This is a genomic window from Mycobacterium sp. SMC-18, from assembly GCF_045310895.1.
Taxonomy (GTDB): Bacteria; Actinomycetota; Actinomycetes; order Mycobacteriales; family Mycobacteriaceae; genus Mycobacterium.
The window spans coordinates 132,873-159,842 of record NZ_JBJIAL010000011.1 but is presented as its reverse complement, the minus strand read 5'-3'; the positions used below and the strand labels follow the sequence as shown (position 1 = coordinate 159,842).

Sequence of the window (26,970 nt, the reverse complement as noted above, 5' to 3'; positions counted from 1 at the left end):
AGGGATTTCGGTGCAGGCTAGGCTCTTGCGCCATGACAGCACCGACGGCCTATCTGGTCCTCGCATCACAGCGCAGCGGCAGCACGCTTCTGGTCGAGTCGCTGCGCGCCACCGGGGTGGCCGGCGAACCGCAGGAGTTCTTCCAGTACCTGCCACACAGCAGCATGTCGCCGCAGCCGCGCGAGTGGTTCGCCGACACCGAGGACGAATCGATCCTGCGGCTCCTCGACCCGCTGATCGACGGCAGGCCCGAACTGGCGCCGGCGACCATCTGGCGCGACTACATCCAGACCGCCGGCCGCACACCCAACGGGATCTGGGGCGGCAAGCTCATGTGGAACCAGACCGCGCAGCTGCAACGACGAGCCAAGGACCTGCCGGACCGTTCCGGTGACGGGCTGCTGGCGGCCATCCGCGACGTCATCGGCTCGGACCCGGTGCTCATCCACATCCACCGGCCCGACGTGGTGTCCCAGGCGGTTTCGTTCTGGCGCGCGGTGCAGACGCGGGTGTGGCGGGGCCGCCCGGACCCGGTGCGCGACGCTCGCGCGGAGTACCACGCCGGCGCCATCGCCCACGTCGTGAAGATGCTGCGGGCCCAGGAAGAGGGCTGGCAGAACTGGTTCGCCGAGGAGAACGTCAACCGGATCGAAGTGCCGTATCCGGTGTTGTGGCGCAACCTGACCGAGGTCGTCGGCGATGTGCTGGAGGCGCTCGGTCAGGACCGCAGGCTCGCACCGAAACCGGTGCTGGAACGTCAGGCCGATCAGCGTTCTGACGAATGGGTGGAGCGCTACCGCGCCGAAGCCGAAAAGGAGGGGCTGCCGGTATGAGCACCACAGATACCCAGGTCGACGAACTCCGGCTGCTCGAAGCCGAGGCCGTGCACATCATCCGCGAGGTCGTGGCCGAGCTCGAGCGCCCGGTGCTGCTGTTCTCCGCGGGCAAGGACTCCATCGTCCTGCTTCGCCTGGCGGAGAAGGCATTTCGGCCCGGTCCGCTGCCATTCCCGGTGCTGCACGTCGACACCGGCCACAACTTCCCCGAGGTCATCGACTTCCGGGATCGCCGCACGACGGGCCAGGGGCACAAGCTGATCGTCGGGTCGGTGCAGGAGAGCATCGACACCGGCCGGGTGGCCGATCCGGGACCGGGGGCCTCGCGCAACCGGCAGCAGACCCGCACGCTGCTGGATGCGCTGGAGGCCGGCGGCTTCGACGCCGCGTTCGGCGGTGCCCGCCGCGACGAGGAGCGCGCCCGCGCCAAGGAACGCATCCTGAGCTTCCGCGACGAGTTCGGCCAGTGGGACCCGCGGGCCCAGCGGCCCGAGCCCTGGTCGCTGTACAACGGCCGCATCCGCAAGGGCGAGCAGGTTCGGGTGTTCCCGCTGTCCAACTGGACCGAGCTCGACATCTGGCGCTACATCGAGCTGGAAAACCTTGAGCTGCCGTCGATCTACTTCGCGCACGAACGGGAGGTGTTCGAGCGCGACGGCATCCTGCTCGCCGTGTCGGAGTACACCCAACCCGGTCCCGGCGAATCGGCGGCAGTCGAGTGGGTGCGCTACCGCACCGTCGGCGACCTCACCATCACCGGTGCGGTGCGGTCGAAAGCCGTCGACATCGCGAGCGTGATCACCGAGATCTCCGCTGCCACCGTGTCGGAACGCGGCGAGACCCGGGCCGACGACCGCACGTCGGTGGCGGCGATGGAAGACCGTAAGCGAGAGGGCTACTTCTGATGAGCACCAGGCAACTTCTGCGCATTGCCACCGCGGGCTCGGTCGACGACGGCAAGAGCACCCTGATCGGCCGGCTGCTGCACGACACCGACAGCCTGCCGCTCGACCACCTGGACGCCGTCACCGACGACGACGGTGTGGCCGACCTGGCAGCTTTGTCCGACGGCCTGCGCGCCGAACGCGAACAGGGCATCACCATCGACGTGGCCTACCGCTTCTTCTCCACCGAGTCCCGCAGCTACATCCTGGCCGACACCCCGGGCCATGAGCGCTACACCCGCAACATGTTCACCGGCGCCTCCAACGCGCACGTGGCCATCCTGCTGGTCGACGCCCGCGCCGGCGTGCTGCGCCAGACCCTGCGCCACGCCCGGATCGCAAAGCTGTTGGGCATCAAGCATTTCGTGGCGGCGGTCAACAAGATCGACCTCGTCGACTTCGACCAGGCCCGGTTCGACGCGGTACACGACGAGCTCGGCAAGGTCGCGGCCCGCCTGGGCGCGGTGGACCTGACCGTCATTCCGCTGGCGGCCAAGCTCGGCGACAACGTCGTGCACCGTTCGGAGAACACCCCGTGGTACGAGGGGCCGACACTGCTGGAATACCTCGAGGGCATCGAACTCAGTGCGCCACAACCCGAACCGGCCAAGCTGCGGCTGCCCATCCAGTGGGTGTCCCGACCCACCGCCGAGCTGCGCCGTCGCTACACCGGCCGGCTGACCGCCGGCACCCTGAAGGTCGGCGACACCGTGCTCAGCCTGCCGGCCGGCACCAGTTCGACCGTCACGGCTGTGGACACCCTCGACGACGACCGCACCACCGCCGTTGCCCCGCTGTCGGTTTCGATCGAGCTGGCCGACGACATCGACGTCGGCCGCGGCGACGTGCTCGTCAGCAGTGCCGAGAACGCCTCGGTGCCGGTACTCGCCCGCGAACTCGACGCGACGGTCTGCTGGTTCGCCGAGACCCCGCTGCGGGCCGGTGACCGACTGGCGCTCAAGCAGGGCACCCGCACCGTCCGCGCCACGGTGCAGGCGCTGCACACGCGACTCGACCCCGAGACGCTGGACGACATCGATCAGCCGGTCGAGTTGGTACTCAACGACATCGGCGCCGTCACGCTGCGGACCAGTTCGACCGTCATCGCCGACCCGTACCGCGACAACCGGGAGAGCGGCGCGTTCATCCTGATCGACGAGACGTCCAACGACACCGTCGGCGCCGGCACCATCACCGAGCCGCGCGAGGTGAAGCTCGGCACCCACTCGCGCAGCGACATCCGTTGGCACCATTCGTCATTGGACCGGTCCTACCGGTGGGCGCGGACCGGGCAGCGGGGCGCGACCATCTGGTTCACCGGGCTGCCGGCATCGGGCAAGTCGACGCTGGCCGTCGCGGTCGAGCGGGCGCTGGTCGAAAGCGGGCAGGTGGCCTATCTGCTCGACGGCGACAACATCCGGCACGGGCTGTCCGACGACCTGGGATTCTCGGCCGGTGACCGGGCCGAGAACATCCGCCGGGTGGGTCACCTGGCCCGGCTGCTGGCCGACTCGGGTGTGGTGGCGCTGGCCTCGCTGGTGTCGCCGTTGAAGTCGGACCGCGACACCGCCCGCGAGCTGAGCACCGTCGCCAAGTTGCCGTTCATCGAGGTCTACGTGTCCACCCCGCGCAGCGAGTGCGAGCGCCGCGACCCCAAGGGCCTGTACGCCCGGGCCAAGGCCGGTGAGCTGCGCGGCCTGACCGGCGTGGACGCCCCCTACGAGCCGCCGGAGAACCCGGATCTCGTCGTCGACACCACCGGCGCCGACATCGACACCCTGGTCGCCCAGGTGCTCGGGGCGCTCAACACCCTCCGCTGACCAGGGATTTGTGCACGTTTTTCCGCGGTCGGCGCGGAAAATCGTGCACAAATCCCCGTGGCGGTGTCCCCCGATCGGGGGACAGTGAATTCATCCTGTTGAGGGCCCGGCTGGTGGACAGACGGCCGGGCCCTGCTGCGGGACTCTTGAGTCAACACCGGATCACCCCGGATACGACATCAAAAGCCCACAGCAGCAGGAGAATTCAGATGAGCATCGTCACCCGCTGGGTCAGCTACTTCATCATCGTCATCGGCCTGACCGTCGCGCCCGGCCTCATCGCGATCGGCCTGGCCACGTCCGCTCACGCCGCGCCCTCCACCACCTCGAGCTCAGTGCACCAGGTGTTCGCGCACCAGAACAACGCGCCCCAGCCCGGGACCCCGATTCAGCACCAGTACCAGCAGATTCACTGATTCACGTCTGGGCGACCACGAAGATCCGGCGGAACGGGAAGAACGTCGTGCCGTCGGGCTGGGGCGGGTATGCCTGCGCCAGCAGCGGGATGATCGCCTGCCGGTACCGCTCCCAGGCGTCGACGGTGAGCCGGGAGCGGACGTCGGTCAGCGCGGTGCCGGTGATCCAGTCCAGCACCGGTGTGGCACCGGTCAATTGGTGCAGATAGGTCGTCTCCCAGGCGTCGACGGTGCACCCCGCGGCGGTCAGCAGCGCGGCATAGCCCGCCGGGTCGTCGACCACGTTCGTCTCGCGGAACCGGATGTCGGCCAGCGCCTCGGCGAACTCCGGATACCGGGCGACCTCCCGCACCGCCCGATGTGACGGCGAGTCGAAGTTGCCGGGCACCTGAAAGGCCAGCCAGGCACCCTTCGGCAGTTCGGCGGCCCACCGCCGCAACAGGTCGCGGTGCTCCGGAACCCATTGCAGCACAGCGTTACTCACCATCACATCGGTGTCGGCCGCGGGCGCCCAGTCGGCGGCCGCCACCACCCGGGCGTCGACGCCGCGTGCCCGGGCCGCCTCGACCATCTCCGGTGAGTTGTCCACCGCTTCGATCACCGCGCCGGGCCAGCGCTCCGACAGCGTGGCAGTCAGATTCCCGGGGCCGCAGCCCACGTCCGCCACGCGCCGGGGTGCCTGGGCACCGACGCGCGCGAGCAGGTCGTAGAAGGGCCGGCCGCGGTGGTCAGCGAAGGCGAGGTAGGTGTCTGGATTCCACACATCCCCATCCTGCCGCCGGGTCCTGGCGCGCGCCTGCCATTCTGTTGGGTGATGGACGATTCAGTACGCGACTTCTGGCAGTCGCTGGCCCTTCCCGGCCTGATCGACGTGCACACCCATTTCATGCCCAAGAACGTGATGGACAAGGTGTGGAAGTACTTCGACAGCGCCGGGCCGCTCACGGGCCGCACCTGGCCCATCACCTACCGCACCGAGGAGCAGCACCGGCTGGAGACGCTGCGTGGTTTCGGGGTGCTGGCGTTCACGTCGCTGGTCTATCCGCACAAGCCCGACATGGCCGCCTGGCTGAACCAGTGGGCCGCGCAGTTCGCCGCGCAGAACCCCGACTGTCTGTCGACGGCGACGTTCTTCCCGGAGCCCGGCGCAGCTGACTACGTGGCCGAGGCCATCGCCGGCGGCACCGAGGTTTTCAAGGCGCACGTCCAGGTCGGCGCCTATCACCCCGCCGACCCGCTGCTCGACGACGTGTGGGGCGCCATCGACGAGGCCGATGTCCCGGTGATCATCCACTGTGGTTCCGGCCCGACGCCCGGCGCGCACACCGGCCCAGGCCAGATCCGCACCGTGCTGGACCGGCATCCGGGTCTGAAGCTCATCATCGCGCACCTGGGCATGCCCGAATACACGGACTTCCTGGACCTCTGCGAACGATTCGACGGCGTGCACCTGGACACCACCATGGCGTTCACCCCGTTCATCGAGGAGTCCATGCCGTTCCCGCCTGCCGAATTGCCCCGGCTGGCTGCGCTCGGTGACCGCATCCTGTTCGGCAGCGATTTCCCCAACATCCCGTACCGGTACGGCGAGTCCCTCGAGGTGCTCAGCAAGGTGGCCCCGGACGACGACTGGCTGCGAAAAGTGCTGTACCACAACGCCGCCAGGCTGTTCGATCTCGAAGATCGGCTGACGGGCGCCGAGAACCGGGGTTAGCATCCGAACGTGAACAATCCGCACGGCGATGCGTTCAACCCACCCGTCCCGGTCCCCGACGTGCCGGGCGCGGATGCCACCGCCCGCGGACTGCCGCGCCGGTCCGACCTGACGTGGCAACAGAAGCTGATCGTCGACTCCTCGGCCGTGGCTGACCTGGGCCTTCGTACGGCGCTGGCCTCGGTGATCGGCGCCGGCATGGTTCCGCGGATGGCAGCGTCGGCGGTGCGCAACCGGGCCGGCGACGACCCCGACGCCCTGCGGTTCTATGCCGAACTGGCCGCCACCAAGGACCCCGGGCAGTGTTTCCCGGCGCCCAGTGGTCCGCCGCAGGTGTCCGCGCGTCCCGCCGGCGCCGTCGCGCAGTGGGTCGCGCGCGGCCAGGTGCAGAACATCTGGTTCCAGAGCAGTTACGACGCCGTGTATCCCGGCATGCGGGACCGGCGACGCGGCTATGCGCGCAACAACGTGGTGCATGCCCAGCATTGGCGGCACGACGACGGTCCGCGTCCCACACTGTGCGTGATCCACGGGTTCATGGGCTCGCCCTACCTGTTCAACGGCTTGTTCTTCTCGCTGCCGTGGTTCTTCCGGTCCGGGTATGACGTCCTGCTCTATACCCTGCCGTTCCACGGGCCGCGGGCCGAGAAGGGCTCTCCGTACAGTGGCTACGGCTTCTTCATGGACGGCGTCCCCGGTTTCGCCGAGGCCATGGCGCAAGCCGTGCACGACTTCCGTTCCGTGCTCGACTATCTGGAACACGCCGGCGTCGATCGCATTGCCCTGACCGGGATGTCGCTGGGCGGCTACACCTCGTCGCTGATCGCCTCGGTCGACGACCGCATCCAGGCCGTCATCCCGAACGTTCCGGTCGTGACACCGGACCGCACGGTCGACGAATGGTTCCCGGCCAATCTGCTGGTCAAGCTGAGTAATCGGTTGGCCCACACCGACGAGGACCTGATCGCCGCTGCCGGGCAGTACCACTCACCGCTGAACTACACGCCGCTGGTGCCCACGGATCGACGGCTGATCATCGCCGGTCTGGGCGACCGCCTGGCGCCGCCGCAGCAGGCCGAATTGCTGTGGGAACACTGGGATCGCTGCGCGTTCCACTGGTTCCCCGGCAATCACATCCTGCACGTCAGCCAGCCCGACTATCTGCGCCGCATGACCAAGTTCATGAGCCCGTTCATGTTTGGCAGCGACCGGCAGGCCGGGCAGGTGCGTCCCGCCCGCTGATCCTGCGGGTGGGGCGCTCCCTACTCGAACCTTCAGGCCCTGGCCGCAGACTCAACGGCGGTGCCGAGTCCGGACAGCTCCTCGAGCAATTCCGTGGTCAGCACACCCGGCCGCGTACCGAGGCCGCCGGCCGACGCCGGGGCCATCGCCGCGAGCAGTGGCCCCTGCCGGCCCGACTCGCGCGCCAGACCCGCGACCGCCGCCGCGGCGGGAGCGTTGGCCGTGCGCACCGCGCAGGCCGCGGAAATCGCTGCGCCCGGTGCGAACTCGAGCACCGTCCACAGCTCTGTCGTAGCGGACAGCTCGGCCAGGCATTCCGGCAACCCCTGATCTGCGGGCAGCCCGTAGGCCGTCAGGTAGCCGTCGCCGTCGACAACTGCGCGCCACTTCTCGCGCGCGCCTTCCGACTTCGGCGCAGGCGCCGCGTCCGTGACCGCGACGGGGACGCCGGCCTCGCGGAGTTGGTCGGCAAGCCGGCGGGCCACCTTCTCCGCAGTGTCCGCGAGCGGCAGCTCCGACGACCGCGCCTGCAGCGCAGCAAGATTCGACGCGGCCGACACCGTGACGCTGACCCACGCGCTGCGCGCGTCGTCGAGCCGGCGTTCCGTGACGCGCACCGAGTCACACCGCACGCCGTAGCGGTCCACATAGGACGCGACAAGAGGCAATGCGTCGTAAGGGAATTCACCGGCTTCCAGCACCACGGTGACCTGACCGGCCGCCGGCCGTGTGGCGCCGCGGCGGTTCCGGCGCCACACCGCGAGGCGACGGGACACCATGGTGGTGAAGAACATTCCGCGCCACCAGGCGAACACCAGCAGCACCACGGCGACTGCGATGCCCAGGATCCACTTCTGCGGCGTCGTGTGCCACGGGTACGTCATGACCGCCGGGATGATCGCCAGCAATGCCAACGTGATTCGGGCCGTCATCGGGCGCCGTCCTTTCTTCGGTACGCGACCAGGGCGATCAGCGCGGCGATCGCCAGCACTGCCGCACCGGTGAACGCGATGGTCCGGGGCGTGGTGTCCGTGGGCGCCGGCTCGGGCGGCATGGCCACCGCAACGGATTTCGGCGCCGGGGCTGTCGCCGGCAGGTCCCAGGTCAGTGCCGCAACCGGGTCGACGACGCCGGCGCCCACCAGGTTCGACGGCGAGCGCGCGGCACCGTGCGCGGTGGCGGTCAGGCGGTGCGTGACGTCAGCCGCGTTCAGCGCGGGAAATCGGCTGCGTACCAAGGCGGCAACACCGGCGACATAGGCGGCGGCGTAGCTGCTGCTACGCAACGGGAACAGGTCGCCACGCTCGTTGGGCAGTGCGTTGGCCAAGCCGTTCGCCCCGGTCGACGAGACGTTCTCACCGGGTGCCGCGATGCCGACCCACGGCCCGGGGGTGGTGAAGTCCGACGGTTGTCCGGCGGCGTCGAGCGATCCGACCGACAGCACGTACGGCTGCCACCAGGACGGGATGGACACCGACTTCACCCCGGCCCAGTTGCGCGGGTCGGCCGCGTTGCCGGGGTTGTCGAGGGGGTTCGCCTCGCACGACGGGCCGCCGGCGAGGCCGGCCCGATCGTTGCCTGCGGCGGCGACGATCACCGCATCCTTCTCCTGCGCAGCGTATTTCAGTGCCGCGCCCAGTTCGGTCTGGTCGACCGGCCGGTCGGCGGGCAGGCAGGTGACGGCCGTGATGGCGATGACCTTGGCGCCGCGGTCGGCGGCATGCACCACGGCCCGGGCCAGTGACGCGACCGCGATGGTCGCGTACGCCGCGGCCGGGTCGCCCCCGTTGCCGCGGGGCGCGTACCGCTCGGACGTCTGACGGATGGCGAGGATGCGGGCGCCCGGCGCAACGCCGGAGAACCCGTCCGCGCCCGGCTGACCGGCGATCAGACCGGCGACGAGAGTCCCGTGGCCGTCACAGTCGGTGAGTCCGTCGGTGTTCGCCACGAAGTCACCGCCGGCCTCCACATTGGGCAACCGCGGACCGGGATACACGCCGGTGTCGATGACCGCCACCGTCTGTCCGTCACCGCGGCTGAACGCCCAGGCGCCCGGCACGTTGAGCAGGGTATGGCCCGGACCCGGCGCGCCCGGATCGGTGCCGGGCAGCACGCCGGCGGTGACGCACTGCCCACGCTGCCCCATCGCCGCGACGGGACCGACGCTGCCCGACGGCGGCGCCGCATGCTCGTCGACGTGCGGCGGCACGATGGCACCGGCGGCCGGTACCAGTGCGGTCGGCACTACTGCGGCGGTGGCGGCGAAAACGGCTGTCAGGACGGAGATTCCGCGCCGGATGGCCACCATCACCGGTTGATGACCCAGGCGAACAGGCCCACCAGGTAGGCCAGCACCGGGATCAGTGAAGCGTCCAATGCCGTCGCAGCGAAGCCGACCAGACGACGCATCGGCAGCGAGTAGGTCTGCGGGTCGGCCACCTGGGGGTTCAGGGCAGCCACCACACCGACCGTCACGAGCGCGGCGAGCACACCCAGCGCCCACCAGGCGTTGGCGTAGTGGCCGCCGCCGGCGAACAGCGTAAGCAGCACGGCCGCAAGCAGATACGGCTGGCCCAGCAGCCACACCTTGCACGGCACCGAGTCCCAGATGCGGGCCCGCAGCGCTGTCGCCAGCGCGGCGGCGCCGACCACGTACCACGCCCACGGCGACGGGTGCGCCCCCGCAACCAGAACCACCGAACCAGCGGTCAGGGTCAGCACGGCACCGGCGAGGAAGCCGGTCTGGTGGGCGTCGCACACCCGGACCCGGCGCGGCAGATCGGCCAGCACGGACCGCGGCAGCGCCGACGGCGTCGGGTCACCCGGCGCCGGGATGTTCGGCACCGGGAAACGCGCCCACAGCGTCGACAGCTGCGCGGCCTGGACCATGACGAGCAACGCGAAAACGATGAGCACGGCGCCGATGACAGCGTTGCCCAGCTGCCAGATCGAAGCGGCGCCACCGACGATCACGCCGGCGATACCGAGGACGGTCGTGGCCGTGAAGGCCGCGATGGCCTGCCCGCCGACGGTGATGCTGATGATCGACCACGCCGCGACCGCTGCCGCGCCGAGCAGCAGGCAAGCCGGACCGGACGGGCCGGGGACCGCCAGCGCGAAGGCCGCGCCGACCGGTAGCAGGGCGGCCAGGCTCAGGGCTGTCGCCAGCCGCGGCATGGCGGGCCGGGTCAGCAGGGCCGCCGCAACGGTCAGCACCGCCACGCCCACGACGGTGAACAGCCCGGCCGGTTGGCCGGTGCGTACCCGTACGAAAGTCGCCAGCGCGGTGGCAAGCACCGTCAAGGCCACGACGGCCCACGCCGCGAAGCGCCGGATATGTGCATTGCCCCAGGGGTTTTCGCGCGCGGCGGAGAAGATGGCAGCGGCATCGGCGATGTCCTCGACAATGCGCGGGGCCGGCGGACCGGCGGGCACCGGCTGCAGCGCCAGCAGGTCACCGTCGACCACACCGACCGTGTCGAGGGTCGCGTCGAGGCTGTACGCCGCACCGCCCAGCGGCGCCAGCGACAGCTCTGCGGAGCTTGCGGAGTCGGGGGTCCCGTTGACTCCGATGATGCGCCGCACCGCGGGCACGATCTCGCGCAGGGGCAGGCCCGCCGGGAGGGCGACATCGGTGAGTCGCCCGCGACCACCCTGCTCGTCGCCCGCGGCGAGCACCGCGACCCGCACAATCGGCATCGCAGTACTACCAGACGTGTTGGGGGACATTTTCTTTCCGTTCTCCAGTCGAGGTCTCGAAGTCTCGGGTCAGGTTCGCCGTGGGGAACCAGGGACCGTCGGGCAGCGTCGCGGTCAACCGCTGCACCGCAGCGGTGACGGCGAGGTCGGTGCCCGGGGCGAAGTGTGAAATCCAGGTGCCGTCAGCGGCTTTCACCGGCGCCACGACGACGCGGCCCGCGGCGGTGTCGACGATGCTGACGCCGACGTCGGTGCTGATCCGGTGACCGTCACGGTGGTCGCCCGCGACGATCTCCACGTAACTGCGGCCGGGCGCGAACGCGGCCCGCACGACGGCATGCGCCGACGGTGGGATGCCGAGGTGGTCCATCACGTCGTCCAGCGAGTCGCCGCGGCGCAGCCGTTCGTCGGCCTTGGCCCCGATGTGGGCGGGCATCGCGAACTCGTCGAACCGGGCGGGCACGCGGCCGGACAACCCTGCCGTGAGCACCGGCACCAGCGCATCGGGGGACGCGACGGTCAGTTCAGTACAGGTCATCAGGTGCTCGCTGCGCAGTACCGCCACGGTCAGGTCGCCGCTGCGCACGAGAATCCCGCGCAGCATGGCGCCGGCTCCGGACACCCATCGCAGTTCCAGCCAGCGCCGGGGCCGGCATACGGCCCGAATCCATTGCGCGACAGCGGGATGCACGGAGCCGTCGGCGGACAGCACCCCCATCCGCGTCAGCGCGGTGACCTGGTCGGCATCGAAACCGTTCTTGGCGGCGGGGTCGCTGTAGGGCTGCGTGATGGCCAGCACCCACGGAAATCCCCCGGCGCCCAGACGGTCCGCGAGGAACCAGGCTTGCTCCGCGGTCAGTTCGACCGCGGAGACCGGGATTCCGGCGCGTTCCGGGTCACCGAGCGACCCGGAACGCGCCGAAACCGTTGGACCTAAACCCACTTGGCGCCTTCGGCGCTGTCACGTGCGCTCATCGACAGCGTGTTGGTCTCGTGGGTGCTCGCCATCGCGCGGTAGGCGTGGACGAGTTCTTCCATCGCGGTGTTCCACTGGGCCTGCCACGCCTGGTAGCTGGTTCCGGTGTCACCCTGCCAGGCACCGGCCAGGGCGGCCTGCTCGCTGGCGATGTCGAGACCGACGGCGTGCAGGGCACCCGCGTAGGCGGTCATCTCGCCGGCGTGGGCCAGCATCGCCGGGTAGTTGTACATGATCTGGGACATGGGATCTCCTCGCTCCTGGGTATCTGGGTCGGGTTGCGGCGGCTAGACCGAGGTGTAGGTGCCGGCCGCGGCGGTGTCCTGCGCGACGTAGGTGCCGGCCGCGTCGCCCAGGTTGGCCTGTGCGATGTCGAGCAAGGTGTTGACCTTGGCAGCGACCGCCATGAAGCGGACGTGTGCGGCCTGGAAGGCAGCCGCCGAGTCACCCTGGTGGAAGCCCTGGGCCGACTGCGCGGCCTGCTCGGCCTGGCCGATGGTGCTGCGCATCAGTGCGGCCTTCGCGGAGAAGGTCGACTCGGAAGCGATCAGCTGGGGGATGTGTGCGTCGAGCATGCTCATGGTGATTCCTCTCGGGGATCGTCGGCGATTCTGTTGGTGGTCAAATCTTTTGGGTCCGCAGGCTCAGCGGTCGGCACCGCCTTCCGTGTCCCAGCTGCCGGGCAGCATGGGCTCGGTGACACCGCCTCCGAAACCGTTGCCGGTCAGGCGGTTCAGGCCTGTCGCCTGCTGGTCCTGGCGGGTCAGCGTGCCGCTGAAACCGATCGGCCCGGCACCGCGGGCCGAGGCCAGCACATCGGCGCGTGGCGCCCTGTCCGCGCCGGCGTCGTCCCCGAAGTCGGGATCGACCTCGGAGTTCATGTCCATGTACTCGTCACGGACACCCCGCTCTTTCGCCGCACGACGGCGACGGGCCCGGCGACGCTCGGTCGCGGCGGCGGCAGCGGCTGCCGCGGCGGCGGCCGCGATACCGGATGCCGGTGCCGGCGCGGTGGCGCCGTCCCGCAGGGTCGGGGTGAAGCCCGGCCCCGGATCGTCGACGGCCACCGCATACGCCATCAGCGGCGCCGGTGCGGCCGGTGCGGGGGCCGCGACCGAAGTCGGCGCGGGCGCAGGCGCGCTCGCCGGCGAGGCCGGGGTGGCCGGCACCGTCGGGGCGACGCTGACCACCGGCATCTGGTGGTCGGCAGTCTGTAACTGCGGCGGCGGCGGGAAGGCATCGGCGACTTCGGGATCCGGCACGTAGTCGGGTTCGAGCAGCGCCAGCAGGCCCAGGCTGGACAGACCGACGGCGATCAGTGCCGGCCCCCACAACGGTGCCGACAGCATCGCACCCCAGGTGCCCCAGCCGACGGGCTGGAAGAACGCCTGATAGCCGAGCGCGAAAAGCAGTGGCCCCCAGGTGGTCAGCGCTTCCGACGGGTTGGTCAGGAAGTCGAAGATCATCTGCTGGATCTGGCCCAGCGGATCCTGCAGGAACTTCCAGATCAGATCGCCACCCGGCAGCGTCTTGATGTAGTTGTACAGATAGTCGGTGATCGCGTTCGACGCATCCAGCGACGAACCGGCGTCCGCGGCCTGCAGCTGGGCGCCCGCCTGCGTCGCGCCGGCCGACGCGGTGCCGGCCTCGCCGACGCCGGCCGCCAGCATCATCGGTGCCGGCGTGGTCGTCGGAGTCGCCGCCACCGCCGCGCCCGACACCGCCTGGTACGTCCCCATCACGGTCGCGGCCTGCAGCCACATGCGCGCGTAGTCGGCTTCGTTCAGCGCGATCGGAATCGTGTTGATACCGAAGAAGTTCGTCGCGACCAGCGCCGCGTTCACGACGTGGTTGAGAGCCAATTCGGGAAGCGTCGGCATCGCGGCCAGGGCGGTGGTGTAGGCCGCGGCGGCGGTCTCGTGCTGTACCGCGTTGGCAGCGCTGTTGGCGCTGGCCTGGGCCAGCCAGGTCAGATACGGCGCGTGGGAGGCGAGGTACTGCTCGGCGCTCGGCCCTTCCCACGCCCCCGCCTGGACTTCACCCAACAACGCGGTGAGTTCGGCTGCGGCCGAGGCATATTCGGCGCTCAGCGACTGCCAGGCAGCCGCCGCGGCCAGCAGGGAGCCCGGACCGGGTCCGCTGGAAAGCAGCGTCGAATGGACTTCGGGGGGCAGCGCCATCCAGATGGGGGCGGTCATGTCAGCCCAGGACCGTGACGTACGTGGCGGCGGCTTCGGCGTCGCCAGTCGCGTAGCTGATTCCGGCTTCGGTGACACCACCACCGGCGCGGCCGAGCTCGGTGACGCCCTGTGTCGCGACGGCCTCGTGCTCGGCGCCGTGGGCGCTGAGGCTGATCGCCGTCTGCAGTGACACTGGATCCGCGGCGGGCGGGATCACCGCGGTGACCGCGGGGGCGGCCGCGGCGTGGGCCGCGGCAAGCCGAGCGGTGAGCGCCTCGACGGCGGCACCGGCTGCGGTCAGTCCTTCGGGAACGACGCGCAAGGTCATCAGTGGAACTCCCCTCGTTGTGTTCCGGTGGGCCGCCCCGTGATCGGGTCGGCCACCAGCGGATTGATCAACTGGACGTATGTGGCCTCGTCGCTGTCGCCGAGCACCATGGCCCGACCGGCCGGCAGCCGGTTGAACCGGTGGCCGCGGATGCGGCCGCTGTCCTGCGGGTTGCCGGACAGCATGACGGTGGTCGCCTGCAGCTCGTTGAGCCTGCGCAGCAACGGTGCCGTCATCACCGCGTGGGCCGAGCCGGCGGCCCGGGCGGTGACGATCACGCGCAGACCCAGTTCGGACGCCTGGGACAGCAGCCCCAGCAGTGCCGTCCAGGGCCGCTGGCCGACGAACGGACCGCTGACCGCCGGGGCATCCGGGATCTGGTCGACGTCGTCGATGATCAGGTAGTGCAGGTGATTGCCCTGCCCGTTCCGGTAGGTCCATCCGCTCAGTTCGGCAGCCGTCAGACCCGCTGGGGGCCTGCGCTTTTCGAGCAGCGCCGCCAGACCGAGCATCGCCGGGGTGACCCGGTCGACGTTGGGCGTGTACTCGTTGTCCGGGAACAACGGCTCGTCCACCAGGTGCAGCCTGCGGTCGACCACCGTGAACGCCACCGACTCTGGTGTGGAGTTGTCCCGGACCGTGCGGATCAGGTGCCGCAGCAGCGTGGTCTTGCCGGACTTGGCATCGCCCAGCACCATCAGCAGCGGGTTGGCGGCGAAGTCGACCGAAACCGGTGCCAGGTCCTGCTCGCGCTGACCGATGACGACCGTCTCGGGGCTGTGATACAGGGGCGCAAGGGTTTCCGGGGCCAGGTCCGTCGGCAGCAGGCGCACGGGCGGCGCCGTCTGCCCCGGGTACCGGGCGTTGATGGCGGCGATCGCACCGAGATCCGGTTCGGCGAACAGGAAGTGCTCGGCCGCCATGGTCAGGCCGCGGCCCGGCTGATCGGCAGGGACGCCGTCGGCAGGGCGAGTCAGCGCCGCCACCCCCGGCGTTCCCGCGGACCGCACATTGCTGTCACGCGAGTCGGCCAGCTTGAGTTCGAGCCGCAGACCCAGGCCGTCGCGCATCGCCAGCGGCACCTCGAGCCAGTTCGGCGTCGTGATGACCACGTGGATGCCGTAGGCCATACCGGTGTTGACCAGTTCGGTCACCTTGGACAGCAACGGGTTACGGGTGTTGAACATGTCGGTGTTGTCCCGGCTGAACGCATACAGGTTGTCGATCACCAGGAACACGTCGCCGTAGCCGTCATCGCGCAGATCGCCGTCACCCGCGGCGGCGCGGGCCTGACGGGACGCCAGCAACTGCTCCAGTTCACCGAAGGTGCGACGGATGCGCTCGGGTTCCAGCGGCGAGGCGACGCTGCCGACATGAGCCAGCGGCTTGAGCGAGCGCAACCCGCCACCGCCGTAGTCGAGGCAGTAGAACGTGACCGCGCGCGGCGAGTGCGTCGCAGCCGCCGACAGGACGAACGTCTGCAGTGCCGTCGACTTCCCGGACTTCGGCCCACCGTGGATGAGCAGGTTGGCGGCTGCCGACGTGGCATCGAAGACCAGCGGATCACGGCGCATCTGGAACGGCCGGTCGATCTCGCCCAGCGGCCACCGGCCGTGGCCGGCAGGAATCTCGGTGCCGGCCAACAGCTCCGGCAGCGCGATCGGCTCGTCGAGCGGGGCCAGCCAGAGGCGCGGCGCCTGCGGACCGTACTGCGCCAACTGCTCGCCGATGGTGGCGACAAGCTTGCGGGGCGGACGCAGATCCGGCGCCGTATCGGTGACGATCACCGTGTCGGGAGCCGGGGTGACGTGGCCCGCCGGGAACAGCTGCGGCTGCGGAACCGCATGCACGACAACCGCTTTCTCGGCGCGTGGCGGGTCGTAGATGCCGTCCACATAGGTGCTGCGGAACTTGACCGGCACCGCACCCGGCGTCGGGACCAGGAAGCCCTCGCCCTTGTGCTCCGGACCGGCTTCGATGTGGTACGCGTCCTCGACGCCGATGATCTGCCGGCTGATCGACGGGCTCGCGACCTTCAGACCGATGCGGTAGGAGGTGTTCTTGTCGATGTCCTTGATCCGGCCCACGTCCAGCGTCTGCGACGCGAACAGGATGTGGATGCGGAACGAACGGCCCTTGCGGGCAACGTAATCGAACAGCTCGGCGTACTCGGGATGGTCGGCGAGCATCAGGGAGAACTCGTCGGCGACCACCAGCAGCGTCGGGATCGGCGGCAGGTCGTGCCCGGCAGCCTGCGCTGCCTCGTACTCCAGCACCGAGTTGAAGGCGCTGCCCTGCACGCGGCGGCCGGCCTCCATCAGCAGCTGCTCACGCCGCGCCACCTCACCGCGGAGCGTGTCCGCGAACCGGTCGGCCAGCGAGCGCTTCTCGGCCATGTTCGAGATGACGGCGACCACCTGCGGGAAGCCCCGGAAGATGTCGGCGCCGGCCTCGCCCTTGAAGTCGGCGTAGATCACGATGAGACGCTCGGCCGAGTGAGTAGTCAACAGCGACAACAGGATCGACATCAGGGTCTGCGACTTGCCCGAGCCCGTCATACCGATCATCAGACCGTGCGGGCCCATGCCGCCTTCGGCCTCGTCCTTCAGGTCGAACATCAGCGGCTCACCGGTGGCGGTGACGCCGATGGGCACCCGGAGCTCTTCGGCGCGCGAGCGCGGCGCCCACAGGCCGGCGACGTCGAGCGCCGCCGCATCCGGGATTCCCAGCAGCGTGCCGAAGGTGGCCAGGCCGGCGCCCGTGCTCCGGGCCCGGTTCGGGTTGGAGTCCCAGCGGGCGAGGCCGCGGGCCAGGTGTGCCGCGGCGTGCGGCGAAAGGTCATCGGCGACATCGAAGTACGCCTGCCAGCCGGCCGCGGCCCACCGCTCGATGCGGCCGTCGGACACGCGCAGCACCGGGCGGTCGGGGTCCGGGTACTCCGGCTGTTCCGTACCGCGCTGCAGCACCGTGACACCGGCCAGGCCGGCTCGCGGCAGCAACTCACCGAGGTCGGCGTCGGGATCGTCGACGACGATCAGCAGATGCCGCTGCGGCGTGGTGTCGACGGCACCGAACGGTTGCCGGTCGCCGAGCTCACCGGACAGCAGACCGGCGAGCTCGGGGACGCTCGCGGTCAGGTAGCGGGCCGGGCCGACACCGTCGATCTGGCCGGGAATGTCACTGTGCGGCAGCCACTTCAGCCACGACCACGACTCCGATTCCAGTGTCTCGGCGTCCGCCGTCGCCAGGCCGATGCCCAGCAGCGCCGGGTCGTGCCACGTCACCGCTTGCGCGATCCAGGCCCGCAGCGCGCCCCGTACCTCGTCGGCATCGCCGAGCACGGTGATGCGCGAAACCTTGGCCAGGTCGATACCACCGGGCACCGCGGGCACCGTCCGCTGCACGTCGAGCAGCCCGCGCAATGCGCTGTGCGACACCGGCTCCAGATCGATCTCGGCCGCGGTGTCCTTGACCTGCAGCACCGTCTCCAGGCGAGCGTCGTGCAGCCCTGCACGCACCACCAGGTAGTCGGCGTCATGCGGATCGCGCTCCCACTGGCGGCGGGTGCCCGCGATGGCGGCCAGCTGGTCGGGCGCGGGGTGGGACCACTCGAGGGCGGCGCGCTGCTCGGCAGCCTGGGTCCGCACGTTGTCCCGCACCACCGACAGGTAGCGCAGGTAGTCGGCGCGTTCGGCGTCGACCTCTTCGGTCCGGGTCTTGTTGTCCGAACCGCGGTAGAAAGCGGTGGCGGCCAACAGGAGTACGAAGGGGAAGAACAGCGTCTGCGGCGAGATGACGCGCATGCCGGTGGCCACCAGGGCCACGACCATGCCGACGATCAGGATGACGATGAGGTAGGGCAGCACCCGGCGCAGCAACGACGGCGGCACCAGCCGCGGCAGTTCCGGCGGCGGCTCGATGGTGATGACGCTCGCGCGGGTTGCCGGGACGGGCAGCCGGCGCCGCGCTTCGAAGATCAGACGGCTCACGGGTTCTCCCTCACGGCGATTTCGACTGCCGGGCTCGTCCGGGTGGGCACGAGCGCCGGGATCTGCAACGCGTCACTCCGCGACAAGGTCGGGCCGGGCGCGAACTGGCTGAGGATCGACCACGGCACCGGCAGCGGTGCTGCGGTGAGTCCCAGCGCGGCAGGAGTTTTCCGGTCGGCACTGGTGGCATCACCTTCGGTGGAGATGCCGTAGCGGACGCCGGTGTCGCTGATCCAGTAGCCGGACAGCGCCGGGGTACCGCCCTGACCGGTGGCCTGGACGTAGTACCCGGTGCCCGGGGTCACCGCGACGCGCTGTGCGGTGCCGGCCGGTCCGGCCAGGGCCACGGAGTGCGCGTCGGCGGGCAGCGGCAGCGTGGCCCCCGCCAGCAGGGTGAGCGAATTGGTCGTGGCGCCATCGTGTTTGGTCCAGCGAGCACACGTCAGCGGCGCCTTGGTGGCATCGACGACGGTCAGCGGGCGCTCGGGGTACGCCGCGGTGTTGATCGCCGTGGAGACCGGGATGCGGGCGACCTGGTCGGCGGACAGGCGCGGGGGCTGCTCGAGACCGTAGGAGTCGGTGTTGCGCAGAATCGCCGCCACGACCTGTGAAATCGGTTGCAGGCCATCATCGAGTACGGCGTAGTAGCGCACCGCGTTGTCGGTGGCGGCCTCCGTGGTGACGGCGGTGACCACGGCGCCGACGGGCGCCGGAACCGGCAACGGGTAGGGCGTCGGCTGGCCCGCGTTGACGATCGGCGGCGCGGCCAGCGGGGCCGACTCGGGGATCGCGTTGAACAGGCCGTCGGCGACCGCACGCGGCGCGGGCAGCGCAGTTCCGTTGGCGCCCAAGCCGAGCGCCGCCGTCACCGCGCGGTTGTTGAGGTCGACCGCGCTGCGCCTGCCGTTCCACAGCAGCCAACTGCCGCCGTTGACACCGGCGGAGCCGACGCCGTCGTTGCGCACCAGCACGGCGTCGTCGGCGCCCAGGGCGGCCGCGCGGGATCCGCCTTCGGCCAGCGGGCCGGTGATCAGGGTAACCCCCACGACCTCGCCGGTGGCGGCGTCGCACACGGTCCAGTCGGCGTCACGAGAAGTGTTGGGCACCATGCGTTCCGGGGCGCCCGGGATGCCGATGAGGCTGCCGCGCGCGAACTTGTCCAGTTCGGCGCTCGGGACCATGGTGGGGTTGTCCGGGCGACCGGCGATGAGCCGGGCCGAGGTCAGGTTGAGGACGGGGTGCAGTTGGTCACCCACCCGGGCATACAGCGCGGAAGTCTCCCGGTCGGCCAGGATCACGTCGTTACCCGCGACGCCGGCAGGCCGGATCAGCGAGAAGACGAAGCAGCCCGCCAGCGCGGTGACGAGCACCAGTGCGCCGACCAGAACCGAGCGGCTCTGGGTCCGCAACGGGTCGACCAGCATGCGGGTGTCATGCAGGGCCACACCAGAGGCGATGCGCCGCATGAGGAATCGCCAACCGGACACCTGGTGCCGTGTGACGAATCCGCGGCGGTAGTGGATCTGGTCCGGGTTGTCGTTCACCGGAGTACGGGAACTGAATGTCTTACGCTCTTCGCTGCTCATTGCCCGGGCACCGCCAGTCCGAGGCCGCGCAGCAACGGCGCGGCCGAGTTGCTGACGTCACCCGCGGTGATCGTCATGAGTTCGTCATCGGTGAAGTCATGTGCGGCAAGGTGATCCAGCCGGTACTCACGTTCTTCCTCGGAGCGCTCCACCAGGTTTCGGACGAAGCGGCCGTTACCCGCGATGTCCAGGCTGCGGCGCGCGACACCGGCCGCGTCGGGCGTCGTCGCCGTCGCGAGGTGCCCGAACAGCTGCTCCATCTCCTTCTGCGCCGCGGGTTCGAAGACGCTGTCGCGCTTTTCGGCCATCCGCATGGCGATCTCGGTGAGTTCGGTCGCCGAGTAGGACGGGAAGTCGATGCTGCGGGTGAAGCGCGAGCGCAGACCTTCGTTGGTGTCCAGGAACATGTCCAGGTCCTTGCGGTAGCCGGCGATGATCACGACCAGGCGGCTGCGGTCGTTCTCCATGCGGGCCAGCAGGGTGTCGATGGCGACCAGACCGAAGTCGTTCTTGGCGCCGGTGGACACCAGTGCGTACGCCTCGTCGAGGAACAGCACGCCGTCGAGCGCGCTGTCGATGATCGCGTTGGTCTTGGCCTCGGTTTCACCGATGTGCTGGCCGATCAGGTCGGCACGGTGCACCTCGCGCACCGTCTCTTTACGCAGCAGGCCCAGGCCGCAGTAGATCTTGGCGACCACGCGGGCGATGGTCGTCTTACCGGTTCCGGGCGGTCCGGCGAACACCAGGTGATTGGTGCGCTGGGCCACGGCCAGGCCCCGCTCCTGCCGTCGAATCGACATGGCCACAGAGCTTTTCAGCCGGGCCACCTGATACTTGACCTCTTCCAGGCCGATGAACTCGGCGAGCTCGGCCTCGGCTTCGACGAGCAGATGGGCCTTGCGTGACTTGGCATCCGGGTCCACGAAGTCGGCCTCGGTCGGCTCGGTCTCGGGATCCCACGGGTTGTGCCGGGCCTCGATCCTGGCGGCGGTCGTCGGGTCGATGCCGAAGCTGGTGTCGGTCAACGCATGTTCGGCGGCGGTGTTGTCGGGGTGCGCGGCATACAACTCGGCCAGCACGTCGTTGGCCTCGTCGTCCTCGCCCTGCGCCCGCAGCGACAGCGCCTTGACGAACGTGCCGTCCACGGCGGCGACGGACACCGGTCCCTCGGGATCCTCGAGGTGCGAGAGCGCGGGAGCGAACATGCCCAGGTGTGCCAGGGCGATACCCAGCGCCACCCGCGCGGCGTGCGCGTAGTTCGCGTCGAGGTTGGGGTCGTTGACGATCGGGGTCAGCTGCCGGACGACGTCGGACCAGCGGCGGGTGCGGTGGTGCATCGCCACCCGCACCCAGCGCGCCGGCAGCCAGCCGGGCTTGCGGTCGAGCAGGTCGCCGACCAGCTGATCGGCCTCTTCGTAGGCGCCGGCACCGGCGAGCGTCGCGGCGTAGGCCAGCTGGAAACCGTCGCGGTCGGCGGCGCGGAACTGCAGGTACAGACCACTGTCGTAGGTGAAGCCCAGATCGCCGTCGGCGAGGTCGAGGGCCTGCTGCAACACACCCGCCGACGAAACCGTCCGCCAGATGGCCTCGACCACGTCGGGCGTTGCCGCGCCTGCGGCAGCCAAGCCGGTCCAGGCGTCGCAGTGCTCGCCGGCGATGCGCGTCAGAGTCAGGAAGCCACCCAGGGCGGCATCGAGGTCGGCCGGGCGACGACGGCCGTCGACGGTGAGGCCGAGCGCCAGGCAGCCGGTGGCGAACCGGGTCAGCACGTCACGGTCGACCCGTGATACCCGCTGTGCCGCATCAACTTCGGCCACCACTGTGTTACTGCCCGCGGTGCTCGGTCGCACGTGGGTCCTTTCCGTCGTCGACACGCCAGGGGACAATCCACTCATCTGGCGGCCGCCCTAAGAAGGAGTCGGCATGCGGATCGGGTTGGTTCCCGACGGGCCGAGAGACGGGCACTGTGCCGTCGTGCGGGCGCGCCTTGCTGGAAGTGCGCCGCGGCGGATACCGCAAATGTGTCAGTGCCCATATCTGTGTTCGCGGGATATTAGAGTCCCCGCATATCTCCTTAAGTATGCCTAAGCTAACCCCTGCGAAGTTAGCATTGCATAACTTAAGTTGTCGAGACGCACCCCACCGCTTCAGCAGGTGACGACGCTCACTCCTTAACGGCAGTGACCAGGGTGTTCGAGGCGATCATGGTCGCCGCTTCGGGGTTCGTCGGCACCGGACGGCCCACCGAGCGGAAGTAATCAGCGAGCCCGGTTGCCTCGGCGCGCCAGCCCCGCGCGCCGAACCAGTCCGCCGCGGGCGCGATCTGCTCGTTGTAGATCAGCTTGAAGAAGCCCTCCGCCATCTCGTCCCCGGCAGCCCGCTTGGCCGCGAACACCTCGGCAGGCATCGGCCTGCCCTCTTCGATCGCCACCCAGCTGCCGGGTGCCGCCAGCTCATCGATACCGGTGAACAGATCGCCCTGTGCCGTCGCGGGCAGATAGATCAGCAGCCCCTCGGCAATCCACGCCGAGGGGCGCGACGGGTCGAAGCCGGCATCGGTGAGCGCTGTCCGCCAGTCGTCGCGCAGGTCGACGGCGATCTCGCGGCGTTCCGCCTTCGGATCGGCCCCATTGCCCGCCAACACTTCCCGCTTGAACTCGAGGACCTGGGGCTGATCGAGCTCGTAGATGACGGTGCCGTCCGGCCAGTCCAGGCGGTAGGCGCGAGAGTCGAGCCCCGCGGCCAGCAGCACGACCTGACGCACGCCGGCCGCCGCCGCGCGCTGGAAGTACGTGTCGAAGTACTTGGTCCGCGCGCCCTGGAAGTTGATGAACGGTTCGCCGAACTCCGGCGTCGCCAACGGGTGTTCCGGCGCCTCGCCGTCCAGCACGTCGGCCCAGACGCCGCCGACCGCGCGGGTGAACACTTCGGCATAGTGGTCCACCGCAAGCGGATTGGGCTTGGCCGCTTCCAATGCTCGCGCCGCGGCCACCATCACCGCAGTCGATCCAACACTCGAGTTGATGTCCCAGCTGTCATTGTCGGTCCGCACCCGCGCGAGGGTACGCCGACAACATGGACGTCTACCGAGACGAGACTCAGACCAGCGGGCGGCCGGTGCGGAGGCGCCAGTCCAGATCGCGCAGCATCCAGTTGAACGGGAACCGCCGCAGCGGCCCGGGCAGGACCCGGTTGACCGCCTTCACGACTTTCATCACCGAGTTGAAACGCTTCTGCCGCTTGGCATCCCACGGCAACCGCATCTCGTCGCGGAAACGTTGCGGCAGGAAGCCCGTGGTGAGCAGCAGGGAGAACGACTCGAACCAGCGCTGCAGCGGACCGGGAAGTTGCAGCCCCTTCATCCGCACCGCCGCGATCGGGTACAGGTACTCGCGCACCGTGTCGTCGATGTGCACCTGGTCCAGCGACTCCTGCCAGTACTTGTCGAAGGCGGCCCGGTCGGCCGGCCACATCTCGGGCGTCACCTGCAGTGTGGTGCCCATCGTCATGCCCTGGCGGTAGAACTCCTCGGCGGTCTCGTCGTCCAACTCACCGACCACCATGCGATAGACGTCGAGCGCGCCCTTGAACAGGCACGCCGCCACCCACAGCTGCAGGTTCTTGTCCATCGCGCTGTACTTCACCGGGCTGTCCGGGGTCGAGTACACCTGCCGGTGCGCCGTGTTCACCGCGCTGCGGTACGCCGCCTTCTGTTCGTCGGATCCCAGGATCGCGACCGCGAGGTACGTGAACGTCGTGCGGGCGCGCTTGATCGGATGCAGGTCGGTCCGGCCGCTCTCCACGCGGCTCTCGACGACGCCGTAGCCGACGCCCGGCCGCGCGAGCTGCATGATCACGTTGGCCGGGCCCGCCAGCAGCGCCGCACCGACCAATCCGTCGGCGTACTGGACGTTCCGGCGGACCCGACGGCCGGGCGCGCAAGCGTTGACCGGCATCTCGACCAGATCGACCGTCATTGGTCACTCCTCGTAAAAGTGAGAACGATTGATTCCTGATATTGCCCGCGGCACGGTGCAGGTGTCAAGATGGCGGGGTGCCTCAGGTACGGCCGTACCGCGGGATCGACGCGGCAGAACGCCTGGCCCAACGACGGGCCCGGCTGATCGACGCCGGACTGGAGATTTTGGGTGCCGCGCCACCGGCACCGGAGCTCACCGTCCGGACCATCTGCGCCGGAGCGGGCGTGGCGATGCGCTACTTCTACGAAAGCTTCACCGACAAGGACGTTTTCGTCGAGGCGGTGTTCGACCATGTGATCGCCGAGCTCGCCACCACGACGCAGGCGGCGGTCGCCGCGGCGCCGCCCGACGAGCAGAGCCGCGCCGGTATGGCCAACATCGTGCACGCCATCGCCGACGACCCCAGGGTCGGCCGCCTGCTGTTCAGCGCCCAGCTGTCCAACGAGGTCGTGGCCCGCAAGCGCAACGAGTCGACGGTCTTCTTCGCCATGCTGCTCGGCCAGCACGCCGGCGACGCCCTTCAGTTGCCGGCCGGAGACCGGCGCCGGGCCAGCACTCATTTTGCCGTCGGGGGCGTCGGCCAGACGCTGAGCGCCTGGCTGTCGGGCGAAATCACCTTCACTCCAGACGAATTGATCGATCATCTGGCGCTGCTGCTGGACACGCTCGGCAAGCGGGCCGTCCGCCGGTGAACGGCCCCCAGCTGCACCGGCCCCGGCCGCCGCTGAGCCAGCACATCGACTTCATCGGGTACTGGGCGCACGGCGGCGGCACCGCCGATCGGAGCCGGGCACTGCCGCGCGGCGCGGTGACCGTGGTGATCGATGTCGGCGGGCGAGATCGCGTCGACTTCTTCTCCGCCGACGGCGCCATCCGAATGCCGGTCGAGCCGTCATTCCTCACCGGCCCGGGCACGCTGTCGTACGTCACCCGGATCGATCCCGGCGAAGCGGTACTGACCATTCATTTCCGGCCCGGCGGCACGCTGCCGTTCTTCGGAATTCCGTTGGCGGACTTGGAGAATTCCTGCGTCAACCTGACCGACCTCTGGGGGGCCGCCGCCACCCAGCTGCGCGAGCAACTGATCGAGACACCGGGCTGGCCGCGGCGCATCGAGATCGTCGAAGCCTTCCTCCTCGCCCGGTTGCGGCCGGTATCCCACACGCTGATGCCCGTCCTGCACACCGCCGAACACCAACCGTCGCTTCGGGTTTCCGATGCGGCCGAACTGACCGGCCTCTCCCCCAAACGCCTGATCGCGACATTCCGGAACGAGATCGGGCTCACCCCGAAGGCCTATCTGCGCGTGCGGCGACTGCAGGCCGCCCTGCGCCTGCTCGATGCCGGCAGCAGCGACGGCGCCGGCGTCGCGGCCACTCTCGGGTACTTCGATCAACCCCACTTCGTGCGCGAGTTCCGCGGGTTCACCTCGGTCACGCCGACGCAGTACACCCAGCGGCGCAGCGCGCTGCCGAGTCACGTCGGGCTGTCGGGATAGTCGCGGAGGCGGCAAAAATATCCAAGCGCCGGGCTCGGCTGACCGGCAGCATGGAGGCATGCACGAAGGAGCACAGGCCGTCGCGAACACCGGTCTTCTGGTCGCCGCCATCCGGGCCGATGAATCCCGCCGTCCCGACCGCCTTTTCACCGATCCGTTCGCCGAACGCCTGGCCGGTGAGACGGGCCGCCGACTGCTCGCGGAGGCCGTCGCCGAAGCCGGGGACCGCCCGACGCGGCAGATCGTGGTGCGCACCCGATTCTGGGACGAGGCCCTGCTGCGCGCCACGCAGTCTGTCCGCCAGGTCGTCATTCTCGCCGCGGGCATGGACGCCCGCGCGTTCCGGCTGCCCTGGCCCGGCGGCACCACCGTCTACGAACTGGACCAGCCCGATGTGATCGCCGCCAAGGCCGCGGCACTGGCAGGCGAAGAACCGTCGTGCACCCGGGTTGCCGTCGGCGTCGATCTCACCGGTGACTGGACAGATGCCTTGCGGTCCAATGGCTTTGACGACCGGCAGCCGACGGTGTGGTTGATGGAAGGCCTGCTGCAGTACCTCGACGCGGCCGCCGTCGGCACGCTCTTCGAACGGGTCGACGCGCTGTCCGCGGCCGGTTCGGTGCTGCTGTACGACGTCGTCGGCAAGACGCTGCTCGACGCACAGCTGCTCGCGGCGGTACGCCAGTCGATGGCCCGCAACGGCGCGCCGTGGCTGTTCGGGACCGATCAACCAGGTGAGCTCGCGGAGCGCCACGGCTGGTCGGCCGTCGTCACCGATGTGGCTGTGCCGGGCAATGAGTGGGGACGCTGGTTCGCCCCCGCGGTACCGATGGACGTGCCCGACGTGCCGCGCGGTTACTTCGTCGAGGCGACCAAGTAGGTGGCGCCAAGCGTGGCGGGTCTTGATCCTGAACTCATGGTCTCGCGCACTCCGCCTGTTGCGGCGTAGCCGCGGAATCAATGGCCGTCTCACGGTGATCGCGACTGTGCCACCAGATCGTCGATTTCACGGATCCGGCGGGCTGATTGCACACTCACGAAGTCACTGAAACACATCGCGTCACGACTGTGCGTTCAGCGCGCATCAACCGCGAATCTGGCGGTCTGTGCGCACGCTCGATATAAACCTGACTGCAATACCGGCATTCCAGCCGTCAGGCCGGAGCCACCGCCGGCCTCCGGTCGGCCGCGGTCCGCGGCTCGGTCACCGTATCGGCCTCGGTGAATTCCTTGGTCCAGCAGGCGAATTCCAGCGTGATGCCGTCCGGGTCCTGGAAGTAGAACGACCGCACGTACACACCGGGATGCACCGTGGCCGACGCCTGCATGGGGCTCTCGTCGTGGTTGAGTACCGGGCCGACCCGCACGCCCTTTTCCTTGAGCCGCTTGCGGTACTCGTCGAACTTCTCCGCGGGCACATGAAAGGCCAAGTGGTTCAACGAGCCGACGGCACTCACGAACTCGCCGAGGCCGGGCAGCGCCGCAGGCTGCGAGATGCCGGGCTCCCCGTCGGGCGCCTGCGCGAACCAGAAGAACGCCACGCAGTCACCGTTACCGGCGTCGAAGAAGAAGTGCTGCCCCATGCCACCCGGCAGATCCAGTGACTTGACCAACGGCATGCCGAGCACGCCCGAGTAGAAGTCGACGGTCCGTGCCATGTCCGCGCAGACGAGGGCGACATGGTTGATGCCGCCCAGCTCGAATTCAGCGTTGCGGTTGTCGGGCTTGATCATCGTGCCACTCCTGACGACAGGGTCTGGTC

24 protein-coding genes are annotated in these 26,970 nt (G+C 69.5%); 9 read left to right on the top strand and 15 right to left on the bottom strand.

Annotated features, from left to right (window positions below; genetic code table 11):
* The first annotated feature begins 32 nt into the window (after positions 1-32).
* The 4 genes from stf0 (at position 33) to ACJH6J_RS12595 (ending at position 4,016) form a co-directional block, all read left to right on the top strand.
* Positions 33-833 carry a trehalose 2-sulfotransferase gene (stf0, locus tag ACJH6J_RS12610; RefSeq protein ID WP_020103908.1) on the top strand — a complete coding sequence of 267 codons (801 nt, stop codon included), beginning with the start codon at positions 33-35 and terminating at the stop codon, positions 831-833.
* Complete coding sequence (gene cysD / locus ACJH6J_RS12605; RefSeq protein WP_064986140.1) at positions 830-1,741, top strand: sulfate adenylyltransferase subunit CysD; 912 nt, start codon at positions 830-832, stop codon at positions 1,739-1,741. Before stf0 ends, cysD begins: the two co-directional genes overlap by 4 nt.
* Positions 1,741-3,600, top strand: a complete 1,860-nt coding sequence (gene cysC, locus ACJH6J_RS12600; protein ID WP_406804020.1) for an adenylyl-sulfate kinase — start codon at positions 1,741-1,743, stop codon at positions 3,598-3,600. Before cysD ends, cysC begins: the two co-directional genes overlap by 1 nt.
* Before the next feature lie 209 nt (positions 3,601-3,809).
* Positions 3,810-4,016: a hypothetical protein gene (locus tag ACJH6J_RS12595; protein ID WP_318984720.1), complete on the top strand. Its 207-nt coding sequence runs from the start codon at positions 3,810-3,812 to the stop codon at positions 4,014-4,016.
* Position 4,017: 1 nt separating this feature from the next.
* Here ACJH6J_RS12595 and ACJH6J_RS12590 read toward each other — a convergent pair whose 3' ends face one another.
* Positions 4,018-4,779: a trans-aconitate 2-methyltransferase gene (locus ACJH6J_RS12590; RefSeq protein WP_406801667.1), complete on the bottom strand. Its 762-nt coding sequence runs from the start codon at positions 4,777-4,779 to the stop codon at positions 4,018-4,020.
* 51 nt (positions 4,780-4,830) lie between these two features.
* Here ACJH6J_RS12590 and ACJH6J_RS12585 point away from each other — a divergent pair, with 51 nt between their 5' ends.
* Together ACJH6J_RS12585 and ACJH6J_RS12580 are read left to right on the top strand one after the other, a co-directional pair.
* Positions 4,831-5,730: an amidohydrolase family protein gene (locus tag ACJH6J_RS12585; protein WP_212808041.1), complete on the top strand. Its 900-nt coding sequence runs from the start codon at positions 4,831-4,833 to the stop codon at positions 5,728-5,730.
* A gap of 9 nt (positions 5,731-5,739) precedes the next feature.
* A complete protein-coding gene (locus ACJH6J_RS12580; protein WP_406804019.1) occupies positions 5,740-6,972 on the top strand; it encodes an alpha/beta hydrolase family protein in 1,233 nt (410 codons plus the stop codon).
* Positions 6,973-7,004: 32 nt separating this feature from the next.
* On the opposite strand, the gene eccE is transcribed toward ACJH6J_RS12580, so the two are convergent.
* The 13 genes from eccE to ACJH6J_RS12515 all read right to left on the bottom strand — a co-directional run bounded on the left by eccE (position 7,005) and on the right by ACJH6J_RS12515 (position 23,707).
* The gene (gene eccE / locus ACJH6J_RS12575) at positions 7,005-7,904 is read right to left on the bottom strand and encodes a type VII secretion protein EccE (RefSeq protein WP_406804018.1); all 900 of its coding nucleotides are present in this window, start codon (positions 7,902-7,904) and stop codon (positions 7,005-7,007) included.
* Positions 7,901-9,280, bottom strand: a complete 1,380-nt coding sequence (gene mycP / locus ACJH6J_RS12570) for a type VII secretion-associated serine protease mycosin (RefSeq protein WP_406804017.1) — start codon at positions 9,278-9,280, stop codon at positions 7,901-7,903. The genes eccE and mycP overlap by 4 nt, the downstream gene beginning before the upstream one ends.
* On the bottom strand, positions 9,280-10,671 hold the full coding sequence (gene eccD / locus ACJH6J_RS12565) for a type VII secretion integral membrane protein EccD (protein ID WP_406804016.1): 1,392 nt from the start codon (positions 10,669-10,671) through the stop codon (positions 9,280-9,282). Before eccD ends, mycP begins: the two co-directional genes overlap by 1 nt.
* Positions 10,672-10,678: 7 nt before the next feature.
* Positions 10,679-11,551 (bottom strand): ESX secretion-associated protein EspG, encoded by an 873-nt coding sequence (locus ACJH6J_RS12560; RefSeq protein WP_226522046.1) that lies wholly within the window; start codon positions 11,549-11,551, stop codon positions 10,679-10,681.
* A gap of 53 nt (positions 11,552-11,604) precedes the next feature.
* Complete coding sequence (locus tag ACJH6J_RS12555) at positions 11,605-11,892, bottom strand: WXG100 family type VII secretion target (protein ID WP_061000613.1); 288 nt, start codon at positions 11,890-11,892, stop codon at positions 11,605-11,607.
* A 42-nt stretch (positions 11,893-11,934) separates the two neighbouring features.
* Positions 11,935-12,228, bottom strand: coding sequence for a WXG100 family type VII secretion target (locus ACJH6J_RS12550; RefSeq protein WP_226520451.1), 294 nt, complete (start codon positions 12,226-12,228; stop codon positions 11,935-11,937).
* A gap of 63 nt (positions 12,229-12,291) precedes the next feature.
* Positions 12,292-13,845 (bottom strand): PPE family protein, encoded by a 1,554-nt coding sequence (locus ACJH6J_RS12545; RefSeq protein ID WP_406804015.1) that lies wholly within the window; start codon positions 13,843-13,845, stop codon positions 12,292-12,294.
* 1 nt (position 13,846) lies between these two features.
* The gene (locus tag ACJH6J_RS12540; protein ID WP_020103894.1) at positions 13,847-14,155 is read right to left on the bottom strand and encodes a PE family protein; all 309 of its coding nucleotides are present in this window, start codon (positions 14,153-14,155) and stop codon (positions 13,847-13,849) included.
* A complete protein-coding gene (eccCa, locus tag ACJH6J_RS12535) occupies positions 14,155-18,144 on the bottom strand; it encodes a type VII secretion protein EccCa (RefSeq protein ID WP_406804014.1) in 3,990 nt (1,329 codons plus the stop codon). Before eccCa ends, ACJH6J_RS12540 begins: the two co-directional genes overlap by 1 nt.
* A complete protein-coding gene (gene eccB, locus ACJH6J_RS12530; RefSeq protein WP_406804013.1) occupies positions 18,141-19,730 on the bottom strand; it encodes a type VII secretion protein EccB in 1,590 nt (529 codons plus the stop codon). The genes eccCa and eccB overlap by 4 nt, the downstream gene beginning before the upstream one ends.
* Entirely contained in the window at positions 19,727-21,625 is a 1,899-nt protein-coding gene (eccA, locus tag ACJH6J_RS12525; RefSeq protein ID WP_305798768.1) for a type VII secretion AAA-ATPase EccA, read from the bottom strand. Before eccA ends, eccB begins: the two co-directional genes overlap by 4 nt.
* A 269-nt stretch (positions 21,626-21,894) precedes the next feature.
* Positions 21,895-22,782 (bottom strand): class I SAM-dependent methyltransferase, encoded by an 888-nt coding sequence (locus tag ACJH6J_RS12520; protein ID WP_212808031.1) that lies wholly within the window; start codon positions 22,780-22,782, stop codon positions 21,895-21,897.
* Between the two features lie 46 nt (positions 22,783-22,828).
* Positions 22,829-23,707: an oxygenase MpaB family protein gene (locus tag ACJH6J_RS12515; protein WP_212808030.1), complete on the bottom strand. Its 879-nt coding sequence runs from the start codon at positions 23,705-23,707 to the stop codon at positions 22,829-22,831.
* 77 nt (positions 23,708-23,784) lie between these two features.
* On the opposite strand from ACJH6J_RS12515, the gene ACJH6J_RS12510 reads away from it, so the two are divergent.
* Genes ACJH6J_RS12510 through ACJH6J_RS12500 form a run of 3 tightly spaced genes read left to right on the top strand, consistent with a single transcriptional unit; the run spans position 23,785 to position 26,088 of the window.
* Positions 23,785-24,402 carry a TetR/AcrR family transcriptional regulator gene (locus ACJH6J_RS12510; protein ID WP_212808029.1) on the top strand — a complete coding sequence of 206 codons (618 nt, stop codon included), beginning with the start codon at positions 23,785-23,787 and terminating at the stop codon, positions 24,400-24,402.
* Positions 24,399-25,208 (top strand): helix-turn-helix domain-containing protein, encoded by an 810-nt coding sequence (locus ACJH6J_RS12505; RefSeq protein WP_406804012.1) that lies wholly within the window; start codon positions 24,399-24,401, stop codon positions 25,206-25,208. The genes ACJH6J_RS12510 and ACJH6J_RS12505 overlap by 4 nt, the downstream gene beginning before the upstream one ends.
* A 58-nt stretch (positions 25,209-25,266) precedes the next feature.
* Entirely contained in the window at positions 25,267-26,088 is an 822-nt protein-coding gene (locus ACJH6J_RS12500) for an SAM-dependent methyltransferase (RefSeq protein ID WP_212808027.1), read from the top strand.
* A gap of 274 nt (positions 26,089-26,362) precedes the next feature.
* Here the strand turns inward: ACJH6J_RS12500 and ACJH6J_RS12495 are convergent, their stop codons facing one another.
* Positions 26,363-26,941: a VOC family protein gene (locus tag ACJH6J_RS12495; protein WP_133425883.1), complete on the bottom strand. Its 579-nt coding sequence runs from the start codon at positions 26,939-26,941 to the stop codon at positions 26,363-26,365.
* Between the last annotated feature and the right edge of the window lie 29 nt (positions 26,942-26,970).